Raw genomic sequence first — 22,747 nt, 5'->3', positions numbered from 1 at the left:
ATTCTAATTTAGTAATTAGCATTAATTGAAATTTAACTACAGAAATTATGGCAATTTTGGTTTACGTCGTTGTCGGTTGTGTATGCTATTTACTCTACCTATTTATTAAATTTTTTATTACCTATATTCTTAAAAAAAATGGGAACATTAGGATAACCGATTCTGGGATAAATACGATTTCAAGTTTAGTATTGTTATTAATAATAGGGCTTTATCTATATTTTGATATCAGGGAAGCAAAACAAACCAGCGATTTTGAAATATCAAATTTTAAATTTGAAAAAAGTATAGTTACTAAAACGCCAGATATGTTAGAAAATAACAAAGTCAAGAAAAAGGTTCTTGTATTTTATAGTTTTGATTTAGTTAATAAAAATGAAGCAGTACAAAATTTTATGATTAGCGCAGGTTTGTCATTAAAAAATTTCAATAATATGGATGATAACAAAGTATTAAACTCCCAGTTGAAATATTTTGATAAATCAAGTAAAGAAATTGGATTTAATGATGTTAGATTATTTAAAGAAAATGAGATAATAAAGGTATACGGATCTATTATAATTGAAGATGAGAACTTAGTATGGTTTACCCAAAATATCCCTTTTGAGCCTGAAATTTCATTTATGGTTATGGGAGGAACTTCAGAAGATTCTCGAAAATACGGTTTACAAAATATTGTAAATGATATCGACATTTCGACGATTAGGGACTTAGTAGTAAATGCCTTAAAAGACCCCAATACTATTAATTTAGAGTACTATATTCCCGAGGAATATGCCTCATTGAAACTCAAAAATAGCAAGTGGAGTAATATGCTAAAACAAAGAGGGAAACGCGATGACTCTGAAATGAATGACGAAGAAATATTTGATATTCTCATTATTAAATAACCTAAAATCTCTTTATTAAGAAAGAAGCAATCTGATGCCTATACAATAAGTACTAAGGCTAATTGTTTCAATTCTTTGACTGATTAAAAAATATTACATCAATACTTTTGCTGTGATTTATTATTTGGATAGTCAAGCCATATGGATGGTTACTACTTAAATATTTCAAACACAGCTTAGAGTGTTTTTATGTAAAGGGTCAGCTAACAATTTCAAACAAATTTTGTCCATACCTAACATAACACTTTGGCTGCCTTGATAATCACATGTTGGATTCGTTGTATATAATGTCTGATTTTGTGTAGGGTTGCCAAGACTGGTTGTTCTAACATATTTTTTGGGATAATAAATTATTAAATTTTTAATAGATGTGGACCGGCAGCTAATTTAATTCTTTAATAAAACAAAAACCCTTCAGCAATTAACGACATCCGTTATATCCTTCTGAATACCAGCAAATTGGCCATTCAATCAATTTGTGACAACTTCAATATTTCGCCTAGGCAACTATATGAAATATTAGAAGATGAAAGGCATGATGAGGTGATCAGAAAGCAACGTATTAGCTTAGTTTTAAAATTCCGCAAAGAGAAAAAAGACGAAAACTTTATGGCAGAACATACTGCCTTTTCTGTCAGTTATTTTAAGAAAATCTATTAGTTCTTTACTACCCGATAGCAACATCATCTTCACCTTCTGATCGATATCTTTTCTAATAAATATCGAAGGTGTTTGAATTTTATTTAATTTCTTAATCGTAGTTAAAGCCACATCCTTACGCAATAGGTTAAAGAGTGGATCGATAGATATTTCACTTTTCGACTCCTGCAGACGCTTTAACAAGTGATAGGTAAATAACCCTTGCTGGTTTTGATCATCCACAATATAGCTCACATTTCCAGAACTCGAGGTCATTAAAATCATGTTAGGCCCCAATTCAGGATTAACGAGAGTTACCACAATTCCTTTCAATTTCTTTAACTAATGAGTTTGTAAAAGTTGAACCTAATCCCATTTTAATCTATATTTTATCTTTTAACTCCTTTATCTTCTTAATAGCCGACCTCAGCACAAATGACAACTTCCTCATTGGAACATTTTTCGAGCCATAACGCCTACCAAGTAATATCACTAATTCATCAACAAGTTCTTTCTCAATCTTGAACGAAAGAGTTGTGTCAAATCGTTTTACTGAGTTATTAATTGGTGGAATATTGTACTGTCTAAAGTCAATTTTTGATGTCTTTAGTGGCATATTGTTATCTGAAAGTTATAAATTGAAATACTCAATCATACGTTTAATGATAAGTGTAAATAAGCTCGCCGTTAAATAACTAATTCAACTTTACAGACCTGCAATAGTGTATATTGGTTGGATTAACAGTTTTTGAATATAATGATATTTAAATGTATATATCTTTTATAAATTGAACAAAGAACAATAGATCGTAAAATAGAATTTTAACAAAAAAAATTATGGCTTGGAGTTTTAGAAGGCGAATTAAAATTATTCCTGGTGTACATATGAACCTCAGTAAAAAGGGTATAAGTACTTCAATTGGGGTGAAAGGAGCAAGTCTTACTTTAGGTCAAAATGGAGCATACATTAATACAAGTATTCCAGGAACTGGTTTATATAATAGAAAAAAGTTATCTAAAGGAAGAACTCCTATTGAAGATTTAAGTACAATAAATCAACCTATAATAGATGAGCAAAACAATATATTTAGCGCAGAAATCCACAGCATAACCAGTCAAGATATGATTGGAATAAAAGAAGCCATAATAATTGCTCACAATCAGCGAAAGGAATTAATAAAGGATTTAAAAAAGATAAAAATTTCTAAATTATTGTCACAAATTCTTCAAATTATATCCTATTTTCTCATTATAGGCTTTGTGGTGCAATCGATTAAGAAAAATATTGAAGACCAAATTTCTAGTAAAATAGAGGCGATTACTCAAATAGAAGATGAAATTGAAAAGAGTTATATCGATTTAGATATTGAATTTGAAGATTCCATTTATGATAGATTCAGAAAACTAGTGACTGCATTTAATCTGCTAGCTAAATCGAATAAAAAATGGGATGTTGTTAATTCAAAATCTGAGAATGTTAGAGTTACAAGGTCTGCAGCCTCTACTATTGTCAAAAGAAACGAAATCATAATTTCTAATAAGGGAATAGAGGATTTAAGAACAAGCTTTGAAGTCTTATATTTCCAAAACTCCAATGGAGCTGATATTTTCTTTTATCCTGCATTTATTATAATGTTTGAATCGCTTACAAAGCTAGCAATAATCGGCTATGATGAACTTAATTTCATTCCATCTCCTGTTCAATATTTAGAAAGAAGTACAATTCCATCTGATTCCGTTATTATAGGGAAAACTTGGTCTAAAGTAAATAAAGACGGTACACCAGATAAAAGATTCAAAGATAATTTTGAAATACCTATTGTTCGATATGGTCAATTAAACCTTCGTACTGATTCTGGTGTCAATGAAGAATATTTGTTTAGTAATTATGAATTCTTTAATGAGTTTGCATCTGCATTCATTGATTATCAAGAGAGTTTAAAAAAATTAAATAGATTACCTGGCACTTATTTCAACTAACCCAATTCATATGAAAAAATTAATGTTATCCTTTATTTTCAGCATTCTAGCGTTTGCTGCATTTTCACAAACACAGACGTATGTAAATCCTTACACTAAGAAAGACGGCTCAACTGTTCAAGGTTACTATAGAACTGCTCCAAATAAAACGAATACAGATAATTACTCGACTCAAGGCAACTCTAATCCTTATACCGGGCAATCTGGTACAAGAGCAAAAGATTACTCTTCAGAAGCGGGGAGTTACGGTTCTGGACAGACAATCCAGAAAGGTCCACGTGGCGGACGTTATTATTACGATGAAAATGGAAACAAGACTTATGTTCCTAAACAGCCGAGATAATTTAAATTAATACTGATTATGGAAAAACTTAAGAAAGACCAATGGATTATTGGTGGTGTTATACTTTTTGCAATAGCAATGATAGCCTTCGGATTAATTAAAGATAAAGTAGAGAAAGACGCCTTAGATACGGCTGAAATCAAATTTTATAACTTCCCAAGCAACAAATTAATCGATACTAATTATTTTGTCCTAAGTGGAAAAATTGATGACCCTTCAATTAAATTGGATGTGGAATTAGGTAAACTATTATCATATTCAAATGGAAATTTTAAAATTTTAATTGAAAGAAAAAGTGAAGATGCGGAAGGTTTATTAGATATTAATCTCTCCAAAGGTAATGCGATTAGAAATATTCAGAAAAAATTTTCCGTTAAATTCAATAGAGCAACGAAAGAATATTTAGCCAAGTTAAAAATCCAAGAATTAAAAAAACAAAAAGTCGAGGAAAGAGCTGAATTTAATAGAAAAGTTAAAGATTTCGGTAAGAAAGCAGGCAAAATAAAGACTAGGCACCCTGAATGGTCTTGGGAGGATTGTAGCAATATTGCAGATAATAAAATATGGATAGGGATGGATATTGAGATGTTAGTTTATATCAGAGGAAGGGATTTTTCAAGAAATGTATCGAATTATGGTGGTGGTAATCAATACCAATATTGCTGGATGGATTATACCCCTTCTTGTTTTTATGATAATGATGGCGATGGTAAAATTGAGTCTTACAATTAAAAAATATCAACATTAATTTAGTCAGCAATATATCAAGTCTTACTGCCTAAATTTCTATTCAAAAAGACCCTAACATCTCTGTTAGGGTCTTTTGTTTTTGGCGGTTTTTCATTAATTACCCGACTTATACATCCCCATGGCATAAAGCGGAATTATGTGGACGTTAGGTATTTGTCCAAAATTTTCTAAGGATGTTCGAATCCCAGTTATTACGTTCTTTTCTTCTAAGAAACGATACAAACTTTGCATCGCGCCTTTGGTACCAGATTTAACTTCAATGGGAAGTATTTCTCCTTTATTTTGTACGACGTAATCTACCTCAGACTGCGCATTTTTACTTTCTCTTTGCCAGTAATGCAGGTCCCAATTTTCGTAACACGAAGTATTTTTAATCAATTCAAGTCCCACGTACATTTCAGCTATATTCCCTTTGTTAATGACTGAAAAATCGCTCTCAAGGAGCATTTCGGACATATTTAATCCTAAAATACGTTGAAAAATTCCCGTGTCAAATAATAGAAATTTCCGCTTTTTCATATTTATCTCCGCACCTAGTGGCAATCCATTACAGCTAGAATGCGTAACCGGGTATATAATGCCTGCAAGGGTTAACAAATCCAAGGCCTGTTTGACTTGAATGTTTGATAGATTTGTATTTCCAAAAGTGTAAGTAAACTTATTCCCCACCTGCTGAACCACCGAATTAAATACCTCTCTAATACGGATAGCGGGAACCCGATCCCTGAATTTGGTAAAATCCGCTTGAATTGATAGGACTAAATCGTCTAAAATACGCTGCACCTCCAGCATATCTACATTTCGAACATAGGAACTAACTACTTCAGGCATCCCCCCAATGATTAGAAATTTCTTCAAATAATGGTTCAATTTTTCATGAATCAAATCAGGTAATTCAGCAGAAAATCCGGAACCTATCACATAGTTTATCAGTCCTTCTTCTCCATTCGCCAGTAAAAACTCTTGAAAAGATAATGGATACATAAAAATTGAACGAACACGCCCCACTCCATAAGAAGGAACCTCAGACAACGCGAATTCTAAAAGGGAACCTGCAGCAATAACATGCAATTGGGGTAATTTTTCATAGAAATACCTGAGCGAAGAAATGGCTGGAATACAAGATTGAATTTCATCAAAAAACAATAAAGTTTTCCCCTCCACAATAGGTACATTTAGTAAAAGAGCAAGCTGCTCACACAATTCAGTAGGGGAGATAGTTTTTTCAAATAGCTTCGAAAACGCTGGATTTTCATCAAAATTCACTTCGACAAAATGATCAAATGATTTTGCCATATGCCTCACTGCTGACGACTTCCCTACTTGCCTAGCCCCCCGCAACAATAAAGGCTTCCTATCGCTCTGATTTCGCCATTTTTCAAGCTCTTGATCAATAATTCTAGGTATGTAGCTCATTGTTTTGTTAAAAATACAAATCAATATTACTACCTAAATGATAAAAATCAAAACCAATAATGAAGATAAAATGATAAAAATCCAAACCAATGTAAAATAATCACACTTTCCTGGAACGCATTTTCAGGTATTGACACATCCTGTCAATACCTGAAATGCCCTTTCTGAAGAGGACGCTTACTGCCCGATTAGCAACATCGTCTTCACCTTCTGCTCGATATCTTTTCCAATTAGTATTGAAGGTGTTTGAATTTTATTTAATTTTTTAATCGCAGTTAAGGCCACATCCTTACGCACAAGGTTAAAGAGTGCATCGATAGATATTTCACCTTTCGCCTCCTGCAGACGCTTTAACAAGTGATAGGTAAATAAGCCGTGCTGGTTTTGATCATCCACAATAGAGCTCTCATTTCCAGAACTTGAGGTCATTAAAATCATGTTAGGCCCTAATTCAGGATTAACCGGAGTTACCGTAATTCCTTTCACAGAAGCAATTGGTTCCACCTTACCTAATCCACTGAAACAGGCATCAATAATAAAGGTAATTTTACCGTGCGGTTTAGCCGATAAGCGGCTCATTAAGTTCTTCAAAGAAACACCCTGATTCACATTATTACCACTAATATCAATCGGAATCAAATAGGGCTCTTTCGTTTTTTCTTCAGGCATTCCATGTCCCGAATAGAAAATAACAATCTCCTTCCCTTTTCCATCGATTTCCATCAAACGTTCCAGACGGGCAATGGCCTGATTCATTGTACCATACGTGGCATTTCGCAAGAATACAACGTTCTCTTTCTCAAAACCATACAATTCTCTCAGGTAGTTCGAGAAAGTTTCACCGTCTCTTACGGCATAAGGAACGTTATTTTCTGCAGTTAGATTAGGCTGGAAAGAAGAGTAATCCTCATTTCCGATAACCAGGGCATACCCCTCGTTCTTTTTACCTGTAGGAATATTCACATCGATCTCACTTAAAGCACGCTCCTTCACCGAAACATGGGCCTTTAAGTCTGTCGGAATCTTATTCATTTCCATAATCCTGTGAATGATCATCTCAATCTTAATCCGACGGTATTCTGGCCCGAATTGATCTGACTCTTCCGAGAAGTGCACATATTTACGGCGTGTTTCATCGAAAATATCGGACGAAGTTTCCATGAAATTTCGAACCGAATACGTTCGCAAAAATCCTAATTGACTATTCTGTGTAATCCCCTCTTCCTGCGTCAAATTTAAGCCAGACAATTGCCCTTGGAAATAATACGGAAAGTTCTTAAATGGCCCATATTCATTCGCATAAGGAAGCGCATTATTGATCTTAGACTTGTCGGTAGACCCGGTTAAATTAAAGGTAATTTTAGTATTAGGCACTAAATATTCGCCTAATTTTTCAGACGTAGATTTGATGAAGAAGTCGACCAAAGTCGTAGCCGCCACCGACTCGAATATATCATACTTTCCTGCCTTATAATCTGCTGTCTCCTTTTCGATGTTAGCCTTTATTCCTTGTGATAAAAACACCACATGTAGATTTAATTCATCTTGACCTAACGAATCCTTCTCTACTTTTAAATGTGCCTCTACCGTTAGCTCAACATCATTTAATTTTCCTTTTGATCTCAAGGCAGCCACTAAATCCGCTAAACTATTCTTGAAATCTTGCTCTTTTGAAGCAATTTTTTTCGCCACTTCTAGTGAATATTCTTGCTCTAAGGCAACCATCTTACGTGAATCAGAACTAAACTTGATGACCCCTTCTTTGGACTTAATTTCTAATTCATTAATAGCAAATGTATTATCCTTTTCAAGTGAGAAATGCATTAGTTGAAGACTTAATTCATCAATGCTTGCGACCGGTTTTAATAACTTAAATTTAACCAAAGGGAAAGGCGGTAAAATAACCGATAAACTATCATTCGCGATCAGATATTTTAAATTCTTCGACGACTTTACTTGTGCTAAACTATCTACAATGGAGGTTGTAGTTGATTCCACAAAACTTTTCACACTCGCGTCATTTACCCGCTTATCATAATCGACCGCTTTCTCACCTGATTGCTGCTTGATGAATTGATTCTTTCTACTCTCTACTAATTTTGTAACGATTCGCTTATAATTAGGCTCTAAATCCGACACATCCGAAAGTAAGATACGCTTATCATTTCCAGAGGTAACGATATACCTTTTTGTATTGGTTAAATCATCAATCATACCCACTGTAACAGCACCCTTATGTAGTTCTTGAGTGTTTATTACCTTATTTTTCAATAGATCAACCGTGTAAACGAATCCGTCTTCATCCCCCACATAGGCATAATGATCTAAAGGATCAACTTCAATACTAGTTAAAGGGGCTTTAGATAGGACCAAATTTTGCTTAGCAGTAGACAGATCTTGAGAATAAATAAATAGTTGCCCATTGGTTAAACCCACCAGTACGTCAAACTCCTTCGTATTCACTTTTATCGAAGTGACCCCTGAAGGTAACTTCAAGCGATTTGATACATCTCCGGACTCAGGGCTGTAGTAATAGACATAATAATCATCTGCTAAAAGCAGTTTCTTGAAATTGTTATTCCAATCTCCTTCTGAAACAAAATGAGGGAGGTCTTTTTTACGAAGTTTAATATTCTCCTTTGCGATTTCTGTTTCATATAATGATCCATTAGCAGCAATCAGAAAATACTTGTCACCAAATTCATTCGCTAGAATTTTTTTAACCTGAAGGTCCTTGATATTATTGCGACTTTCATAGGCCATAGTAAAAATCCAGTTGTCATAAATACCTAGACGATTATCCATTACGATAAACGTCTCCCCTGCTAAGGGAGACACTTTGATTACTGGCAAAGAGTTAGTCCTTAATAATGGCTGCTTATAATAATAAGCTCCGTTTTGTGTTCCAAAAAAGATCCGGTAACCTGTATTTGACTGATTTAAAATAGGCGTATTGACAAAATATTCTAATTTTATTTCCTGCGCAAAAACAGAGGCAGTTACAAAAATTAAAAAAAACACTAAGTGGTAAAATCTCATGGATTAAATATTAAAAAATTCTTGATTTGCTTCGCCCTACTCGTGTAATTTAATTGATTGTACCAATTCGCCCAGGAATTAAAATCGGTTATTTGAGCCGCATTGATAGTGACATTTTCAGGATAAGAAACGAGTAATAAACCATTCTTTTCCCCTTGCTTTTGTTTGGTATTCACATTCCAATACACTGATTTATCTGGCAAAGAAATGGGTTGATTTACACTTAATAAATTACTTTGCTGTAAACTCTGTGGATAAAGCAGTGAATAATTTCCTTCCCCATCAATTAAAAATACCCAAAAATACGCTGTTTTAGGAGAGTTAATTTTCATCGAAATAGGATCTCCATTCTTATAGCGAGAATCAACTCCTTCTACTAGTAAATTAATTCGATCCTTAGGCTCTGCATCAAATTTTACAACCGATACATTGGCTTTTACGCACACATTAACCTCTCCAGTCGAACCTACAGATTGGTCAAACGAAATCACATTAAACTTTGAGATTTCACCCTTCAAATCGGCAAAAGTCGTCTCGTAATAATTATCCTTATCCGTAGTCGAACCTTTCTTTACATCAAAAAATTGATTCGACGTAATTAACTCACTGATCCCAGCTTCTTGCAGCGCCACAAGCTTCACATTAAAAATCGCTGCTTGACGTGCCTCTTCTACCGTTTCGTTTGAATGCAAAACGGCACAAGCAGATAGGTCGTTTAACCTAACCTCTTTTTGAGAGACTAAATTAAACGACGCTAAAATGATGGAAATAAATAAGGTGAGACTAGTTTTTTGCAGGAACATCCTTATCTAATAATGCTCTGAATTTATCGTAATCTAAATCCAAATTCTTTTTCTCAGAAGCAGACAATTTGTTCATGATTTGAGTTGCCGCAGCATCCTTATTGATAGAAAGCGCTAAATACGTATTGTATTGACCCGTTTTCTTGTCAAATGCTAACGTTTGGCAAGCCACTTTAATGTCAGACAACATCTCATCTACTGTTTCTGATGTAATCGATTCAAAACGTGACTTAAATTCTTCTTTATTATTAACCGCACGGGAAACAGAGTAATCATCCGTTAGTGAACGAATGTTCGAACGGATTAATGAAGCAATCTCCGTCTTTGCATTGATTAATGCCTTTTTTCTGGAGGTAACCTGGTCTAAGCTTACGCCCTTACCAGAAGCCATATAATTTTTCTTTGAAGAAGTGTATTTATCCTCGAAGCAAGGAAGCTCTACTTCTTTTTGACCTGCTGGAAGCTTAGTTCCACAGCTATTTAACAAAACAACCGATAAAGCAAGGAATGAGATTTTGGATACTAGTTTCATGAGTTTTATTTTTTTGTTAAAAATAAAATTTTTTGACCAAAACTCAACTGATAATTTATCTAAAGGTTAAAATGTTAATTATCTGATCTTTACAATATAATACCGCTAAATAATTAGGTGTTTTTCTTTAGGATTTTTTGTAATATATTTCATGTTGAATAACTCCCTTCTGACCTATGGTACGAAATTTACGTCTTCTGAAAAGTATCTTATCGCTTTTCGCCTGTATTTTATTCTTACAGTTTTCTGCTGAAGCAAAAAAACCCTCTCGTTTTTTTGTCCACAATACTAAAATCTATGTAGACGTCACTGGAAATGACACCGGTTCTGAAGGATTAATTTCTGCGCCCTTTCGCCGCATACAGTCTGCCATAAACTATGCGATCAATGGGGATACTATTTTAGTAAGGCCTGGGACCTATGTGGAAAATCTTGATATGGGCGCTAAAGCTGTTCGTTTAATGTCGACAGCAGGACCTGATCTTACCATAATCGATGGAAATGCGGCGGGAATGGGACTTATTATTCGGGCTGCAGCAGCCTGGTTTGAAGGATTTTCAGTCACAAATACAGCCGCTCCTGCTTACCAAATTAGATGGGTTTCTCCTTATGGTTTTCACACAGAAGGCACTGCCATTTTCTCAGGAGATCAAACAATACGACCGACCATTAAAAACTGTAAAATCTATAATAACTTCATCGGTATTTATGGAAATGCGAATGTGGTTGATTGTAAAATATATAATAACACTGTTGGATATTCTGGCTATTGGGTAAGCCCACAAATCAGTAAATCTTTTTTTTACGGCAATACACGCTCAGCGATTGAGATTTCTAATGCAAATAATACCACGATAACAAACTCGGTATTTTATAATAATGCCAAAGTTTTTGCCTTCAGAAGTGATTTAAATGCTTGGAGATTTAGAGTTCAAATTTTGAATACTACCATCGCAAACAATGCGAAAATCATGACCACTTCAGAAGGAAACACGACTTCCTTCCAGAATTCGATCATTTACAATAATACAGATCCTGTTTTAGGTTTTGGCCAACAATATGATTCCCTTATCGTTAAAAATACCATCCTAGAAAGAGGTTTAGAGGCAATTCCCTTAACAGCTAGAGCTAAGGCTAATGTGGATTTAACGACCGTGCAAAATGTCGATCCTAAATTTGTGGGCTCAGGCAATTACCAATTATTTAGCAATAGCCCGGCTATTGGGGCTGGTAGCACTACCTTTACAAATACGGTTGATATAAATGGGAAATCTCGGCCTTTGCCAGCAGGCTCTAACCCTGATTTAGGTGCATTTGAATCTGATTTAGGAGTTCCATTCGATGTACCTGCGGATAGAACTATCCCGGGTATTCAAATTGCAACCGGATCGCAACATACCTTATTATTACAAAAAGATGGCTCTTTGTGGGGCTGGGGATCTAACGGCATAGGTCAGTTAGGCGATGGAACGACTACGAATAAAACTTTGGCCACCCAGGTCGGAACCAGTAAAGATTGGAAATTCATTTCTTCAAAAGGTAATTCATCCCTAGGGATTAAAATAGACGGAAGTTTATGGGCTTGGGGATCAAATAATAACGGTATTTTAGGCATTGGATCCACCTCATTTCAACGAAGTCCTATTCAGGTGGGCTCTGATCGTAACTGGTCCAAAATATCAGTGGGCCCTCAACACGTGCTTGCCATCAAAACGGATGGCAGCTTGTGGGCTTGGGGAAGTAATTGGAATGGTCAACTAGGCGATGAGTCTTTTGTACATAAATACAGCCCCGTACAAATTGGAACGGCAAAAGATTGGGCAAATGTCTCAGCAGGTGGCAATCACTCTGCTGCCGTTAAGACGGATGGAACCTTGTGGACCTGGGGATATAATGCTCAAGGGCAATTAGGAGACGGAACAAATACGAATCGAAATGTCCCTACTAGAGTAGGTACTGAAAGTAATTGGTCTCACGTAGACGCGGGAGGAAATCACACCTTGGCTGTCAAAAAAGAGGGTAGTTTGTGGGCTTGGGGATATAATCTACTAGGGCAATTAGGCAACTATACATATAATGATAGGAATACACCTGGTCGAGTAGGTGATAGCTCAGACTGGAGACAAATTGTGGCAGGAACAGGGATCTCCATGGCATTAAAATCCGATGGAACTATCTGGGTTTTTGGAACAAACAACTCCGGCTTATTAGGCGATGGGACATTAGTTGAGAAGAGAAATTACCCGGCTAAAATGGGTACTAAATCTGATTGGGAACGCGTTTCCGTATTTGGAAATTTTGCGGTAGCCATTAACCGAGATGGAACGATTTATTCCTGGGGAAATAATGGTTTTGGTCAATTAGGTACTGGAAAAGCAGAACAAAAAAATAGCTTTATTCAAGTAGGTACTGACCTAAATTGGAAAAGCATTGGTGCAGATGGAGCTACACCTCTAGCCATCAAAACGGATAATTCGGTTTGGTCTTGGGGTCTAAATAATTCAGGCCAAATGGGAGATGGAAGTTTGGTTAATAAAAACTTCCCTGTTCGAATTACCTCTATAGCAAACATTCAAACCTTTAGTGCCGCAGCTTCAAATCATACTTTTGCCATAAAAACAGACGGAAGCCTTTGGGGATGGGGAGCTAATTTTGCTGGGCAATTTGGAAATGGGACAACTGGCCAGACCATTCCCGTTCCCACCATGTTGGGAACTAGCACGGATTGGAAATCGCTATCCACAGGATCATCTTCTACTTATGCGATTAAAAATGACGGCAGTCTATGGGGATGGGGGAATTACACCATAAAATCTGTTCAGAATGGAACATCTCAAACATTTACCCAAGTAAATTCAACTACCCCATTGAGGATAGGTACTGACACTAATTGGAAGCAAATATTCGCAGGTAGTAATACTAACTATGGTATCAAAACAGATGGAAGTCTGTGGGCCTGGGGATATAATTTCAGCGGCCAATTAGGAGATAGTACGAATATCACCAAAGAAAATCCGGTCAGAATTGGAAATTCGAATGACTGGAAATTTATTGTGGCTGGAAGCAGTCATGCATTAGCTCAAAAAACGGACGGAACCTTATGGGCCTGGGGAAATAACTCTTCCGGACAGTTAGGTACAGGAAATAATACCACTGTCAATTACCCCGTGAAAATCTCTAACGATACGGACTGGAATATGATCTCTGCTCGTGGAGGCCATTCGGCTGCCATTAAAAATGATGGAAGCTTATGGACATGGGGAAGCAATTTCAGTGGTCAATTAGGCCAAAATTCTGTTTCAAACCTGAATGTCCCTACTAAAGTGGGAACAGACACCGATTGGAAATTTGTTTCGGTAGGAGGCTCTAATACGTTCGCTCTAAAAACGAACGGTAGTCTATGGGCAACGGGTAATAACTCCAATGGTCAGTTAGGTAATAACGAAGGATTCTATACCTCCCCTCAGAAAAATAAGGTCATCAATGCAAACCTATCTGCTCCTAAAGTAGCCGGTGCACAGACCTTCTGTCAGGGATCTACGGTGTCTAACCTAGTGGCTACTGGAAATCAAATTAAGTGGTATGCAGCCGCTACTGGAGGGACTTCATTAGCCGGTACTACCCCACTCGTAAATGGCACAACCTATTTTGCTTCCCAAACACTTGACAGCTTAGAAAGTACTAACCGTGCAAGTGTCATCGCCTATATCAGTAATCCTGAATTGAATTCAACTGACTCTGTGATTGTTAGCGGTAGATCTGCTACACTTAGCGTTGCGAATACCTTAGTTAACCCAACTACCTACACAGTAGGTTCAGTAGGCCCATCAGGGGGTGTCATTGTATACGATCAAGGAACTGTCTTAAACGGCTGGCGTTATTTGGAGGCCTCTCCTTATGAAAACGGAGCAGATAATGGGATGGGGTGCTACACGACCCCTATTACCGGAACATCTGCAGCGATAGGTTTGGGATTAGAGAATACGCTTAGGTGGATTGCCGCGGGATGTAACGGCGATTTTATTTCTACGGCTAGAAACTTTACACTGAACGGAAATAAGGACTGGTTTATTCCTTCCAAAGGAGAAGTAAACTTGATGTACCAAAACCTAAAGTTGAATAACCTTGGTAATTTAGAAAACCAGGCCTACTGGTCTTCGACACCTGGCGAATATGGTTCCTCGGGAATCAATGGCGGTGCTTGGGTTCAAAACTTCAGCAATGGATCCAGCTACCCAGAATACAGAGCTGGATATCAAGGCGCAGGTTTATTGCGCTTAATGAGACGCTTTGGAAATGAAACTACGACCACTAAATACCGTTGGTCTACGGGAGATTCCACATCAACCTTAACGGTTAGCCCTACGCAAACAACTACCTATTGGGTAGATGTTACCACCAATGGGGTAACATGCCGAAAGTCATACACACTTCGGGTAGACAATACACCTAAAGCACCTACGGGACTGGCTGCTCAGACTATTTGCTCAGACGGTAAATTAGGCAATCTAGTAGTTACTGGAAGTGCCATTAAATGGTATGCAGCAGCAACTGGAGGAACGGCCTTAAATGACTCAACAAATACCATAAATGGGACAACTTATTATGCTTCTCAAACAGTCAATAATTTCGAAAGCACCAGTCGCCTTGCCGTAACGGTAAACCATGTCATAGGTACGATTCAGGCCTCCGCTACCGTTGTTAGTTCTGGAACATCGGTTGTATTAACTGCTTCTGGAAATTCGGCGATGACAAGCGAAAAAATAGCTCGAATCACGCAGGCTGGCTGGGTGTTAAGAGCGAAGTTTAGAGGGCATAATTACTATTTATATCCAAACCGCATGAACTATCCGGCTGCAAAGGCACTCGCTGAGAGTTTTGGAGGATATCTATATTGTGTAAATACCCAAGCGGAAAATGATTCAGTTTCTAAACCGATCGGCGATGCTCTTTCATTCGGTGATGTTTGGTTAGGATTATACCAAGATCGAAATGACCCTACTTATTCAGAGCCAGGTGGAGGCTGGAAATGGTTAGATGGCTCACCGTTAACATTTACAAGATGGGCAACACGCTCGATGGGATGGAGTGCTGACGAACCTAATGATGGAGGAAATGAAAATAATGCAAACATGGACTATGGTAACCTGTCCGATTACTGGAACGATGCCACAGAAAGCTGGAACGGTAGTGTGTTAATGGAGATCGAGGACTTGCCTACGTATGAGTGGTCTACGGGTGAAACGATAGCAAGCATTAATCCAAGCCCTACGCAAACAACGACTTATTGGGTTAATATCAGGCAAAATGGAGTGGTTTGTAGAAAATCCATTACCATAACCATCAATAATGTTGCTGCACCTGGTGGAAATGCGAATCAGAGTTTCTTAACTGGAGCCAAAATTTCAGATATCGCCATCACTGGATCTGCAGTGAAATGGTATACAGCCGCGAGTGGGGGAACCGCTCTATCAGGTACTGCGACCTTAACGACAGGCACCACGTATTATGCTTCGCAAACGGTAGCTGGCTTCGAAAGTCAATCACGTTTTGCTGTGACCGTAACAGTACTGGAGGCGAATTGCTTCAATCCTAAGGTGAAGAACTTTGGAAATCTTAATTACAACATTAATTCATCTACTACCGATAAGAACGGTAATATTTACTTAGGTGGAGCATTCACTGGAACTTTAACCATCGGTAATACGACCCTCACTTCGGCAGGAGCAAATGATATCTTCTTAACGAAGTTAAATGCATGCGGTGAGGTGCAGTGGGCTACTCGAGCAGGTTCCGTGGGTGAATATGATTATATAGGTGGGGGGAGTCGTGCGATTGCGGTAGACTCGACAGGAAATATCTATGTGGTGGGTGGATTCAATAGAGACTTTACCTTCCGAGGGACAGATAATTCTAGTTTTACTTCTATCCGGACTTCTGCGAATAATTCGAACCACCAGGATGGATATTTAGTGAAGTTAAATGCAGCAGGTCGTGTTCTTTGGGGTGCTTCGTTGCGAGGTACTTCGAATGAATCATTTAATTCAGTGGTATTGGATCGTCTAGGTTTTCCAATTGTATCTGGAGGCTTTAATGGCTGTTGTCCATCTTCGTTTGCCGCTACCATAAATAGCCCAATAGGCACGACTGGTATTGCTTCATATGGGTCAAATTTTGGAACAGGATTGTTAGCGAAATTTACACCTGCAGGTGAGGTAGTTTGGCGTACGACATTACATAACCGCGATGCATACATCCGAAACATGGAGATTGATGCGCAAAACAATATTTACTTCGTAGGAGAGTTCCGCTCATGGAGCGCAGGAACACCCGCCGAATTTAAAGATGCGGGCAATACCACGAGAACTTTAGCAAATCCTGGCATAGGGTTAGCTTATCTAGTTAAATTGAACACAAATGGTATATGGCAATGGGGCGTAAGTTATGGTAATAATGGAGAAGGAGAAGTTACGACCACGACTGGTTATGATGTAACCATTGATAATCAAAACAATCCATGGATTGTCGGAAATTACAGTGGAGCCGCTGCTACCTTCTACTCCACGAATGCAACGAATTTAACACAACCAACTTCTGTTCAAAATAGAGCCTTTATAGCGAAATATTCATCCGCAGGGGTTCCGTTATTAGTTCGCGGATTAAATCAATCGACCGGTCAAACAGTCTTCACTAGCATCGCTAAGCAAGGCAGCAGAATGGGTGTGGGTGGTTTCTTCAATGCTTCAAATGGCGCACAGAATGATGCGCTTGTGGTCGTATATGATTCTACGGCTACCTTAATCAGCACCATCACGGGTGGTGGTCCAGAGGATGACCAAGTCAACAGTATTAATGCGGTTGGTAATGGATTCTTATTAGCTGGTTCGCATGGGGCAAACGCCAATTTTGAAAATATAACATTAGCGACTCAGGGAACTTTCCTTTGGAATACTTCAACAGTGGCAGTGGTTCCTACTCCTACGGGTAGAGCAACGCAATCGTTCTTACCTGCTGCGACCATTTCTAATTTAGTGGCAATAGGCACTAATCTAAAATGGTATTCAAATGCCGCTGGAGGATCAACACTTAGTCCTACTACTGTACTTGTGAATGGTGTTACTTATTATGCTACTCAAACGATTAATTCGATCGAGAGCCCAGCACGTTTAGCCGTAACCGTTAGCATTATAAACCCAGAAATAAGTAGCTCTAAAACGGTATTGTGCGGAGGAGAAACCATACAATTATCGGTGACTGGAGTAAGTACGACGGGGAATTATACGGTAGGCTCAAGAGGCCCTGCTGGTGGTTTTATCTTCCATGATCAAGGTAGCACCTTAAATGGATGGCGCTACTTAGAGGCGGCTCCCGTAAATCTTCCGCTTAGCAGTTGGGGGCATGCACAGGGATCAGGTTTAACAAATGTTTCGATTCCAGGAGCAACTAGCCTAAGTATCGGAAGCGGTTTATCAAATACGCTAGCGATTACTGGTACGATCTCATCCACCACCACGGCCGCTAGACGCAGTTTAGACTACTTCGTGAATGGATACGATGATTGGTTCTTGCCATCGCAAGGAGAATTTGGCAGAATTTACACTAACCTAATTTTGAGAAACATTGGGAATTTCAATGTGGGAGCTATTCCATCTCGAGGTACTCTTTACTGGACGAGTTCTCAGTTAACTGCTGAAAGTGGAAGTCACTTCTGCCTGGAGTGTACGAATGGTAACTTCTTCCAATATGCCAAAGTCTATGAGCTATATGTTCGCCCTGTCCGCCGTTTCGCGGGCGATGCAACGGCTACCTCGTATCGTTGGTCTACTGGTGAAACCACTGAAACCATTAACCCTCGACCTACCCAGACGACAACGTATTTCGTAGATATCACGTCAAATGGCAGCACATTTAGAAAATCGGTGACTATCACGGTAAATAACGTTTCGGCTCCTGCTGGCGCAGCTGTTCAAAATTTATGTACAGACAGCAAGATCTCTTCGATCGCAGCAACAGGAACTAATTTGAAATGGTATACAGCCGCGACAGGTGGAAATCTATATGATGCTAGTTCTTTCTTAACATCAGGAGTTACCTATTTCGCTTCTCAAACGGTGAATGGTTGCGAAAGCCCTACTCGTCTAGCAGTTCGCGTGAACTTGCCTGAACCAGCAGTAATCACTACCTCCGGACCTGTAACCTTCTGCTCTGGCGAGAGCGTTGTATTGACAGCAAGCGCAGGTACTTCTTACCGTTGGTCAAATGGAGCCACTACCCGTAGTATTACGGTAAATGGTTCTGGAAATTATTCAGTAGCAGTAACGAATGCGGCAGGTTGTACAACGACTTCAGCACCAGTGAATGTTGTGGTAAATATTTGCAACCTACCTCCTACCGCACTTCGTTATCCTAATTACAGCTACGTATTTATACAAGGACAAGAAATAACATCCCTTTTCCCAAGTAATAGTGGAGGAAAAATCACGAACTACTCCGTGTCTTCACCATTGCCTGCTGGGCTTGTATTGAATCCTTCGACGGGAGTCATTTCAGGAAGACCTACCGCCATTAGCAGCTTGAGATCGTATACGATTACGGGATCTAATTCTGCTGGAAGTAGTTCTGTGACCATAAATATGTCTGTCATAATCAGACCTCCTGCTAACTTACGATACCCAAGTCCAGTTATCCTGAAAGTAAATACAGCGATAACACCTATTGTTCCGACCTTTGAAGGCGAAGCAGTCACATTCAGTATTTCGGCGGGAGTATTGCCAGCAGGTTTAAGTTTAAATACCGTTACTGGTATTATTTCCGGAACGCCAACTAGCTTAATGGCCGCAACGAGTTACATTATAACTGCGACTAATTCATCTGGATCTGCTAGTGCAAATATGGTTATCACGGTAGTAGGAGACGCTCCTCTTTTAATTTGCCCAATGGCGCTCACCTATGTAACTGGAACTCCAATTCAAACGGTGAATTTTGCGGCTTCTGGCTCAAATGTTACTTATACCATAAGTCCTGCTTTACCTGCTGGATTAACTTTAAATGCTAGCACTGGACAAATTAATGGTACCCCAACTGCCGTTAGTGCACGAACATCGTATACGATTACTGCGACTAATACGGCGGGAACAGCAAGTTGTAATTCTTGGTTCCTGGAAGTATTACCTCCATTTATTAATAATACACCAGCGCCACAAGTTGAAAACCAAACTTTCATCAGCGGCTCAACGGTGGCAGATTTAGTAGCCACAGGTACAGCCATTAAGTGGTATGCGACACCGTCAAGTGGAACACCTCTAGCTTCGACGACGGTCTTGAATAATGGGGTAACCTATTTTGCAACACAGACCATTAATGGGGCAGAGAGTTTGAATCGATCAGGTTCGATGGTAACCATTGTAGACCTCCAAATCGCGGCAAGTGCTACTAATGTATGTAGAGGCACGCCGGTTACCTTGACATCTAGTGCGACCATAGGCGGAGTTTCAATCATTCAAAATGGGGTTAACCCTCCAGCCTTAAACGGTAGCCTTGTAGGTTATTGGCCATTTAATGGTAACGCGAATGACGAATCGAACGGTGGCAAAAATGGTACCATCAGCGGTGCCGTATTGACGACGGATAGATTTGGAGCTGCAAATAAAGCATACGACTTTAATGGCACGAATGCCTTTATTTCTGTACCTGGTGCTTTCCCTATCGCGAATGACTTTACGATTTCCTTCTGGACTCAGTCTCAAAACACCCTTGCTGAAGGAACCGTTTTAGGAGATGGAAGCAATGACATAGGAGGGAATGACTTTAATTTAAGTCTGAACGCGAATAATGTGAATGTGCGGGCTGATAAATCTGGAACGAACCTGTGGGAGAACTTTAATATTTCGAATGAAAAAATCACGGGAAGATGGTCCCATGTAGTTTGGAAAATGACTCCGACTAGTTCGTCGATATACATAGATGGAAAACTAATCGAAACAAAGAACATCAGAGGTTCGAATGTAGGATTCCATGATGCGAGATCTTATTTCGGAGTTCGTGGAGTTTGGACTGGTTATTTGGACAAATACTTCAAAGGTAAATTAGATGATATTGCCATGTATAACCGTAGTCTGACGGATTCAGAAATTCAACAGCTATATGTATCAGCTACTAATTTAAACTGGTCAACAGGTGAAACAACGCCAACGATCAGCGCAACACCTAATGGAACCACTACCTACAAAGTGGAGGTGACGGTAGGTGGAAAAGTATTTAAGAAAGAGGTGACCATTGCGGTTAACCAAGTAAATGCGCCTACAGGTCTAAGTACTCCGGAAGTTTGTTTGGGTGCTAGCTTAGCTAATATAAACGTTCAAGGAACCGATATTAAATGGTATAGCGCTGCTACGGGTGGAAACTTCCTTGTTTCTTCTACGCCAGTGGTGCAAGGAACGACTTATTTCGCATCTCAAAGCACAAATGGTTGTGAAAGTCCTACTCGATTAAGTGTTACTCCTACAATTTACTCGAAGGCGACCATCAGTATGGTGGGTACTTCTTCGTTCTGCCAAGGAGAGACAAGAACGATTACGGCCAGTCCGGCAAGCGCTTACCTTTGGACGAATGGGGCGACGACTCAATCGATCACCGTATCTGAAAGCGGTCGTTATGCAGTCACACTTTCAAGTGCAGCAGGTTGCAGAGCTACCTCAGATGCTCAATTGATTACGGTGTTAGCGAAGCCAGCGGCAGTAATCACTGCGAATGGCCCTACTACCTTTGTGAATGGAGGTAACGTCTTATTGACAGCAAGCCCAGGTTCAAGCTATGCTTGGTCTACAGGAGCTACAACTCAAGGAATCGTTGTTTCTAAATCCGGAAGCTATTCTGTGCGAGTGACCAATTCATCTGGCTGCTTCACAAATTCAAACCCAGTAGAGGTTCAAACGATCTTCTCATTGCCAGCGACGAACTTTAGAATAACGAGCACAGGCGAAACGTGCCAGACAAGTAACGATGGTAAAATCTCCTTGTCTGCGACCTTACCGTTTAGTTATACCGCTACTTTAAAACAAGCGGATAAAGTGATACGTACCGTAAACTTCACTTCTAAATTAGACATGACGGGTCTTTCAGCCGGTAATTATGCCCTTTGCGTTACGATCGCAGGTCAGCCTACTTATTCACAATGTTATGATGTAGTGGTGACAGAGCCTAGTGACCTGACGGTATTTGCGGCAGTGGCTCCTGTAGATAAATTAGTAGCCTTGTCATTATCTGGTGGCACAAGCTACAAGGTAATATTGAATGGGGATGCGTTAGAAACAAGTGCGAACAAGATTAACCTACCATTGAAAGAAGGTTTAAATAAAATCATGGTTCAAACAGACAAAGCGTGTCAAGGGGTTTACAATAAAGAGATTTATATCGGCGATGCGATAATGGGCTATCCTAATCCATTCAAGGATAAATTAACTATCCAAATGGGTAAATCATTCTCCCACAATGGATCAGTTACGATTTTGAATGCAGCTGGAACAAGCGTCTTCTCTGGTACATTTGAACCAAATGCCGAGACCATCACCTTAGAATTAGGTCAGTTACAAAATGGAGTTTATTTCCTACAGTTAGGGGATATCAATTATAAAATTATCAAACAATGAGAAAGTATATTTCCATCCTTTTAGTTGCGGGCGCGGTTTTTTCCTGTGTCATACCACCGGACTTATTGATACCAGCTCCAGAGGCAGCTACCTTGCTCGCACCTACTACAAACGAGGTCTGCGCGGCGGGAACCGTATTATCTGATTCGATAACGCGTATTAAGTTTAGTTGGACAGCGGCAACTGATGCAGAGAGCTATGATATCACCATCAAAAACTTGATTTCTGGGACGAGTTTGACGCAGGGTGCTACGACGAATTCCATAGAGGTGGCTGTAAAACGTAACACGCCATTCTCGTGGTTTGTCACTTCTAAGACCACAAAGACGACGAAAACGACCAACAGTGATATTTGGAAGTTTTATACCACAGGCCCAGTACAAATTTTCTACACACCATTCCCTGCTGAAGCGCTTAGCCCTACGATAGGTCAGCAGATAACAGGCAATAAGGTGACTCTAAGATGGAAAGGGGCAGATGTAGATAATGATATCTCTACCTATGATGTGTACTTTGGAACAGATGCGAATCCTCCTGTTATACAAACTAAATTACCTGCCACTACTTCCTCCATTGCGGATGTTACTGTGGTAGCTGGCACTAAATATTTTTGGAGAGTAGTAACGAAGGATGCGAAAGGCAATTCATCGTCGTCTGAAATATTTCAGTTTACGGTAAAATAGGGTCCCTTTTTTTGAGGTTTTTTA

Annotated in this window: 11 protein-coding genes; 6 read left to right on the top strand and 5 right to left on the bottom strand. The window is 39.0% G+C overall.

The window, feature by feature from the left end:
• Nucleotides 1-47: 47 nt before the first annotated feature.
• Nucleotides 48-890 (top strand): hypothetical protein, encoded by an 843-nt coding sequence (locus ACILP5_RS00490; protein ID WP_395616683.1) that lies wholly within the window; start codon nucleotides 48-50, stop codon nucleotides 888-890.
• Nucleotides 891-1,463: 573 nt separating this feature from the next.
• Here ACILP5_RS00490 and ACILP5_RS00485 read toward each other — a convergent pair.
• Nucleotides 1,464-1,814: a hypothetical protein gene (locus ACILP5_RS00485; protein WP_395616682.1), complete on the bottom strand. Its 351-nt coding sequence runs from the start codon at nucleotides 1,812-1,814 to the stop codon at nucleotides 1,464-1,466.
• Nucleotides 1,815-2,366: 552 nt separating this feature from the next.
• Between ACILP5_RS00485 and ACILP5_RS00480 the strand changes: the two genes are divergently transcribed.
• The 3 genes from ACILP5_RS00480 to ACILP5_RS00470 are packed head-to-tail and all read left to right on the top strand — an operon-like array spanning nucleotide 2,367 to nucleotide 4,584.
• On the top strand, nucleotides 2,367-3,509 hold the full coding sequence (locus ACILP5_RS00480) for a DUF4236 domain-containing protein (RefSeq protein WP_395616681.1): 1,143 nt from the start codon (nucleotides 2,367-2,369) through the stop codon (nucleotides 3,507-3,509).
• A 10-nt stretch (nucleotides 3,510-3,519) separates the two neighbouring features.
• Nucleotides 3,520-3,852, top strand: coding sequence for a hypothetical protein (locus tag ACILP5_RS00475; protein ID WP_395616680.1), 333 nt, complete (start codon nucleotides 3,520-3,522; stop codon nucleotides 3,850-3,852).
• An 18-nt stretch (nucleotides 3,853-3,870) separates the two neighbouring features.
• Complete coding sequence (locus ACILP5_RS00470) at nucleotides 3,871-4,584, top strand: hypothetical protein (protein ID WP_395616679.1); 714 nt, start codon at nucleotides 3,871-3,873, stop codon at nucleotides 4,582-4,584.
• Between the two features lie 111 nt (nucleotides 4,585-4,695).
• Here ACILP5_RS00470 and ACILP5_RS00465 read toward each other — a convergent pair whose 3' ends face one another.
• The 4 genes from ACILP5_RS00465 to ACILP5_RS00450 form a co-directional block, all read right to left on the bottom strand.
• Nucleotides 4,696-6,018: an ATP-binding protein gene (locus tag ACILP5_RS00465; protein WP_395616678.1), complete on the bottom strand. Its 1,323-nt coding sequence runs from the start codon at nucleotides 6,016-6,018 to the stop codon at nucleotides 4,696-4,698.
• Between the two features lie 177 nt (nucleotides 6,019-6,195).
• Nucleotides 6,196-9,057, bottom strand: a complete 2,862-nt coding sequence (locus ACILP5_RS00460; protein WP_395616677.1) for a caspase family protein — start codon at nucleotides 9,055-9,057, stop codon at nucleotides 6,196-6,198.
• A complete protein-coding gene (locus ACILP5_RS00455; RefSeq protein ID WP_395616676.1) occupies nucleotides 9,054-9,860 on the bottom strand; it encodes a DUF4384 domain-containing protein in 807 nt (268 codons plus the stop codon). Before ACILP5_RS00455 ends, ACILP5_RS00460 begins: the two co-directional genes overlap by 4 nt.
• Entirely contained in the window at nucleotides 9,841-10,392 is a 552-nt protein-coding gene (locus ACILP5_RS00450; RefSeq protein ID WP_395616675.1) for a hypothetical protein, read from the bottom strand. Before ACILP5_RS00450 ends, ACILP5_RS00455 begins: the two co-directional genes overlap by 20 nt.
• A 176-nt stretch (nucleotides 10,393-10,568) precedes the next feature.
• On the opposite strand from ACILP5_RS00450, the gene ACILP5_RS00445 reads away from it, so the two are divergent.
• Nucleotides 10,569-22,040 (top strand): putative Ig domain-containing protein, encoded by an 11,472-nt coding sequence (locus ACILP5_RS00445; protein WP_395616674.1) that lies wholly within the window; start codon nucleotides 10,569-10,571, stop codon nucleotides 22,038-22,040.
• Nucleotides 22,037-22,723 (top strand): hypothetical protein, encoded by a 687-nt coding sequence (locus ACILP5_RS00440; RefSeq protein WP_395616673.1) that lies wholly within the window; start codon nucleotides 22,037-22,039, stop codon nucleotides 22,721-22,723. Before ACILP5_RS00445 ends, ACILP5_RS00440 begins: the two co-directional genes overlap by 4 nt.
• Nucleotides 22,724-22,747: the final 24 nt, after the last annotated feature.

It is taken from the genome of Aquirufa sp., assembly GCF_044239315.1.
In the GTDB taxonomy this organism is placed as follows: domain Bacteria; phylum Bacteroidota; class Bacteroidia; order Cytophagales; family Spirosomataceae; genus Aquirufa.
This window is presented reverse-complemented; position numbering and strand designations above follow the sequence as displayed.

Coding starts and splice junctions, on each gene's coding strand:
- ACILP5_RS00460 (WP_395616677.1), bottom strand. CDS start 9,057: ATGAGATTTTACCACTTAGTGTTTTTTTTAATTTTTGTAACTGCCTCT.
- ACILP5_RS00455 (WP_395616676.1), bottom strand. CDS start 9,860: ATGTTCCTGCAAAAAACTAGTCTCACCTTATTTATTTCCATCATTTTA.
- ACILP5_RS00475 (WP_395616680.1), top strand. CDS start 3,520: ATGAAAAAATTAATGTTATCCTTTATTTTCAGCATTCTAGCGTTTGCT.
- ACILP5_RS00470 (WP_395616679.1), top strand. CDS start 3,871: ATGGAAAAACTTAAGAAAGACCAATGGATTATTGGTGGTGTTATACTT.
- ACILP5_RS00450 (WP_395616675.1), bottom strand. CDS start 10,392: ATGAAACTAGTATCCAAAATCTCATTCCTTGCTTTATCGGTTGTTTTG.
- ACILP5_RS00490 (WP_395616683.1), top strand. CDS start 48: ATGGCAATTTTGGTTTACGTCGTTGTCGGTTGTGTATGCTATTTACTC.
- ACILP5_RS00480 (WP_395616681.1), top strand. CDS start 2,367: ATGGCTTGGAGTTTTAGAAGGCGAATTAAAATTATTCCTGGTGTACAT.
- ACILP5_RS00440 (WP_395616673.1), top strand. CDS start 22,037: ATGAGAAAGTATATTTCCATCCTTTTAGTTGCGGGCGCGGTTTTTTCC.
- ACILP5_RS00485 (WP_395616682.1), bottom strand. CDS start 1,814: ATGATTTTAATGACCTCGAGTTCTGGAAATGTGAGCTATATTGTGGAT.
- ACILP5_RS00465 (WP_395616678.1), bottom strand. CDS start 6,018: ATGAGCTACATACCTAGAATTATTGATCAAGAGCTTGAAAAATGGCGA.
- ACILP5_RS00445 (WP_395616674.1), top strand. CDS start 10,569: ATGGTACGAAATTTACGTCTTCTGAAAAGTATCTTATCGCTTTTCGCC.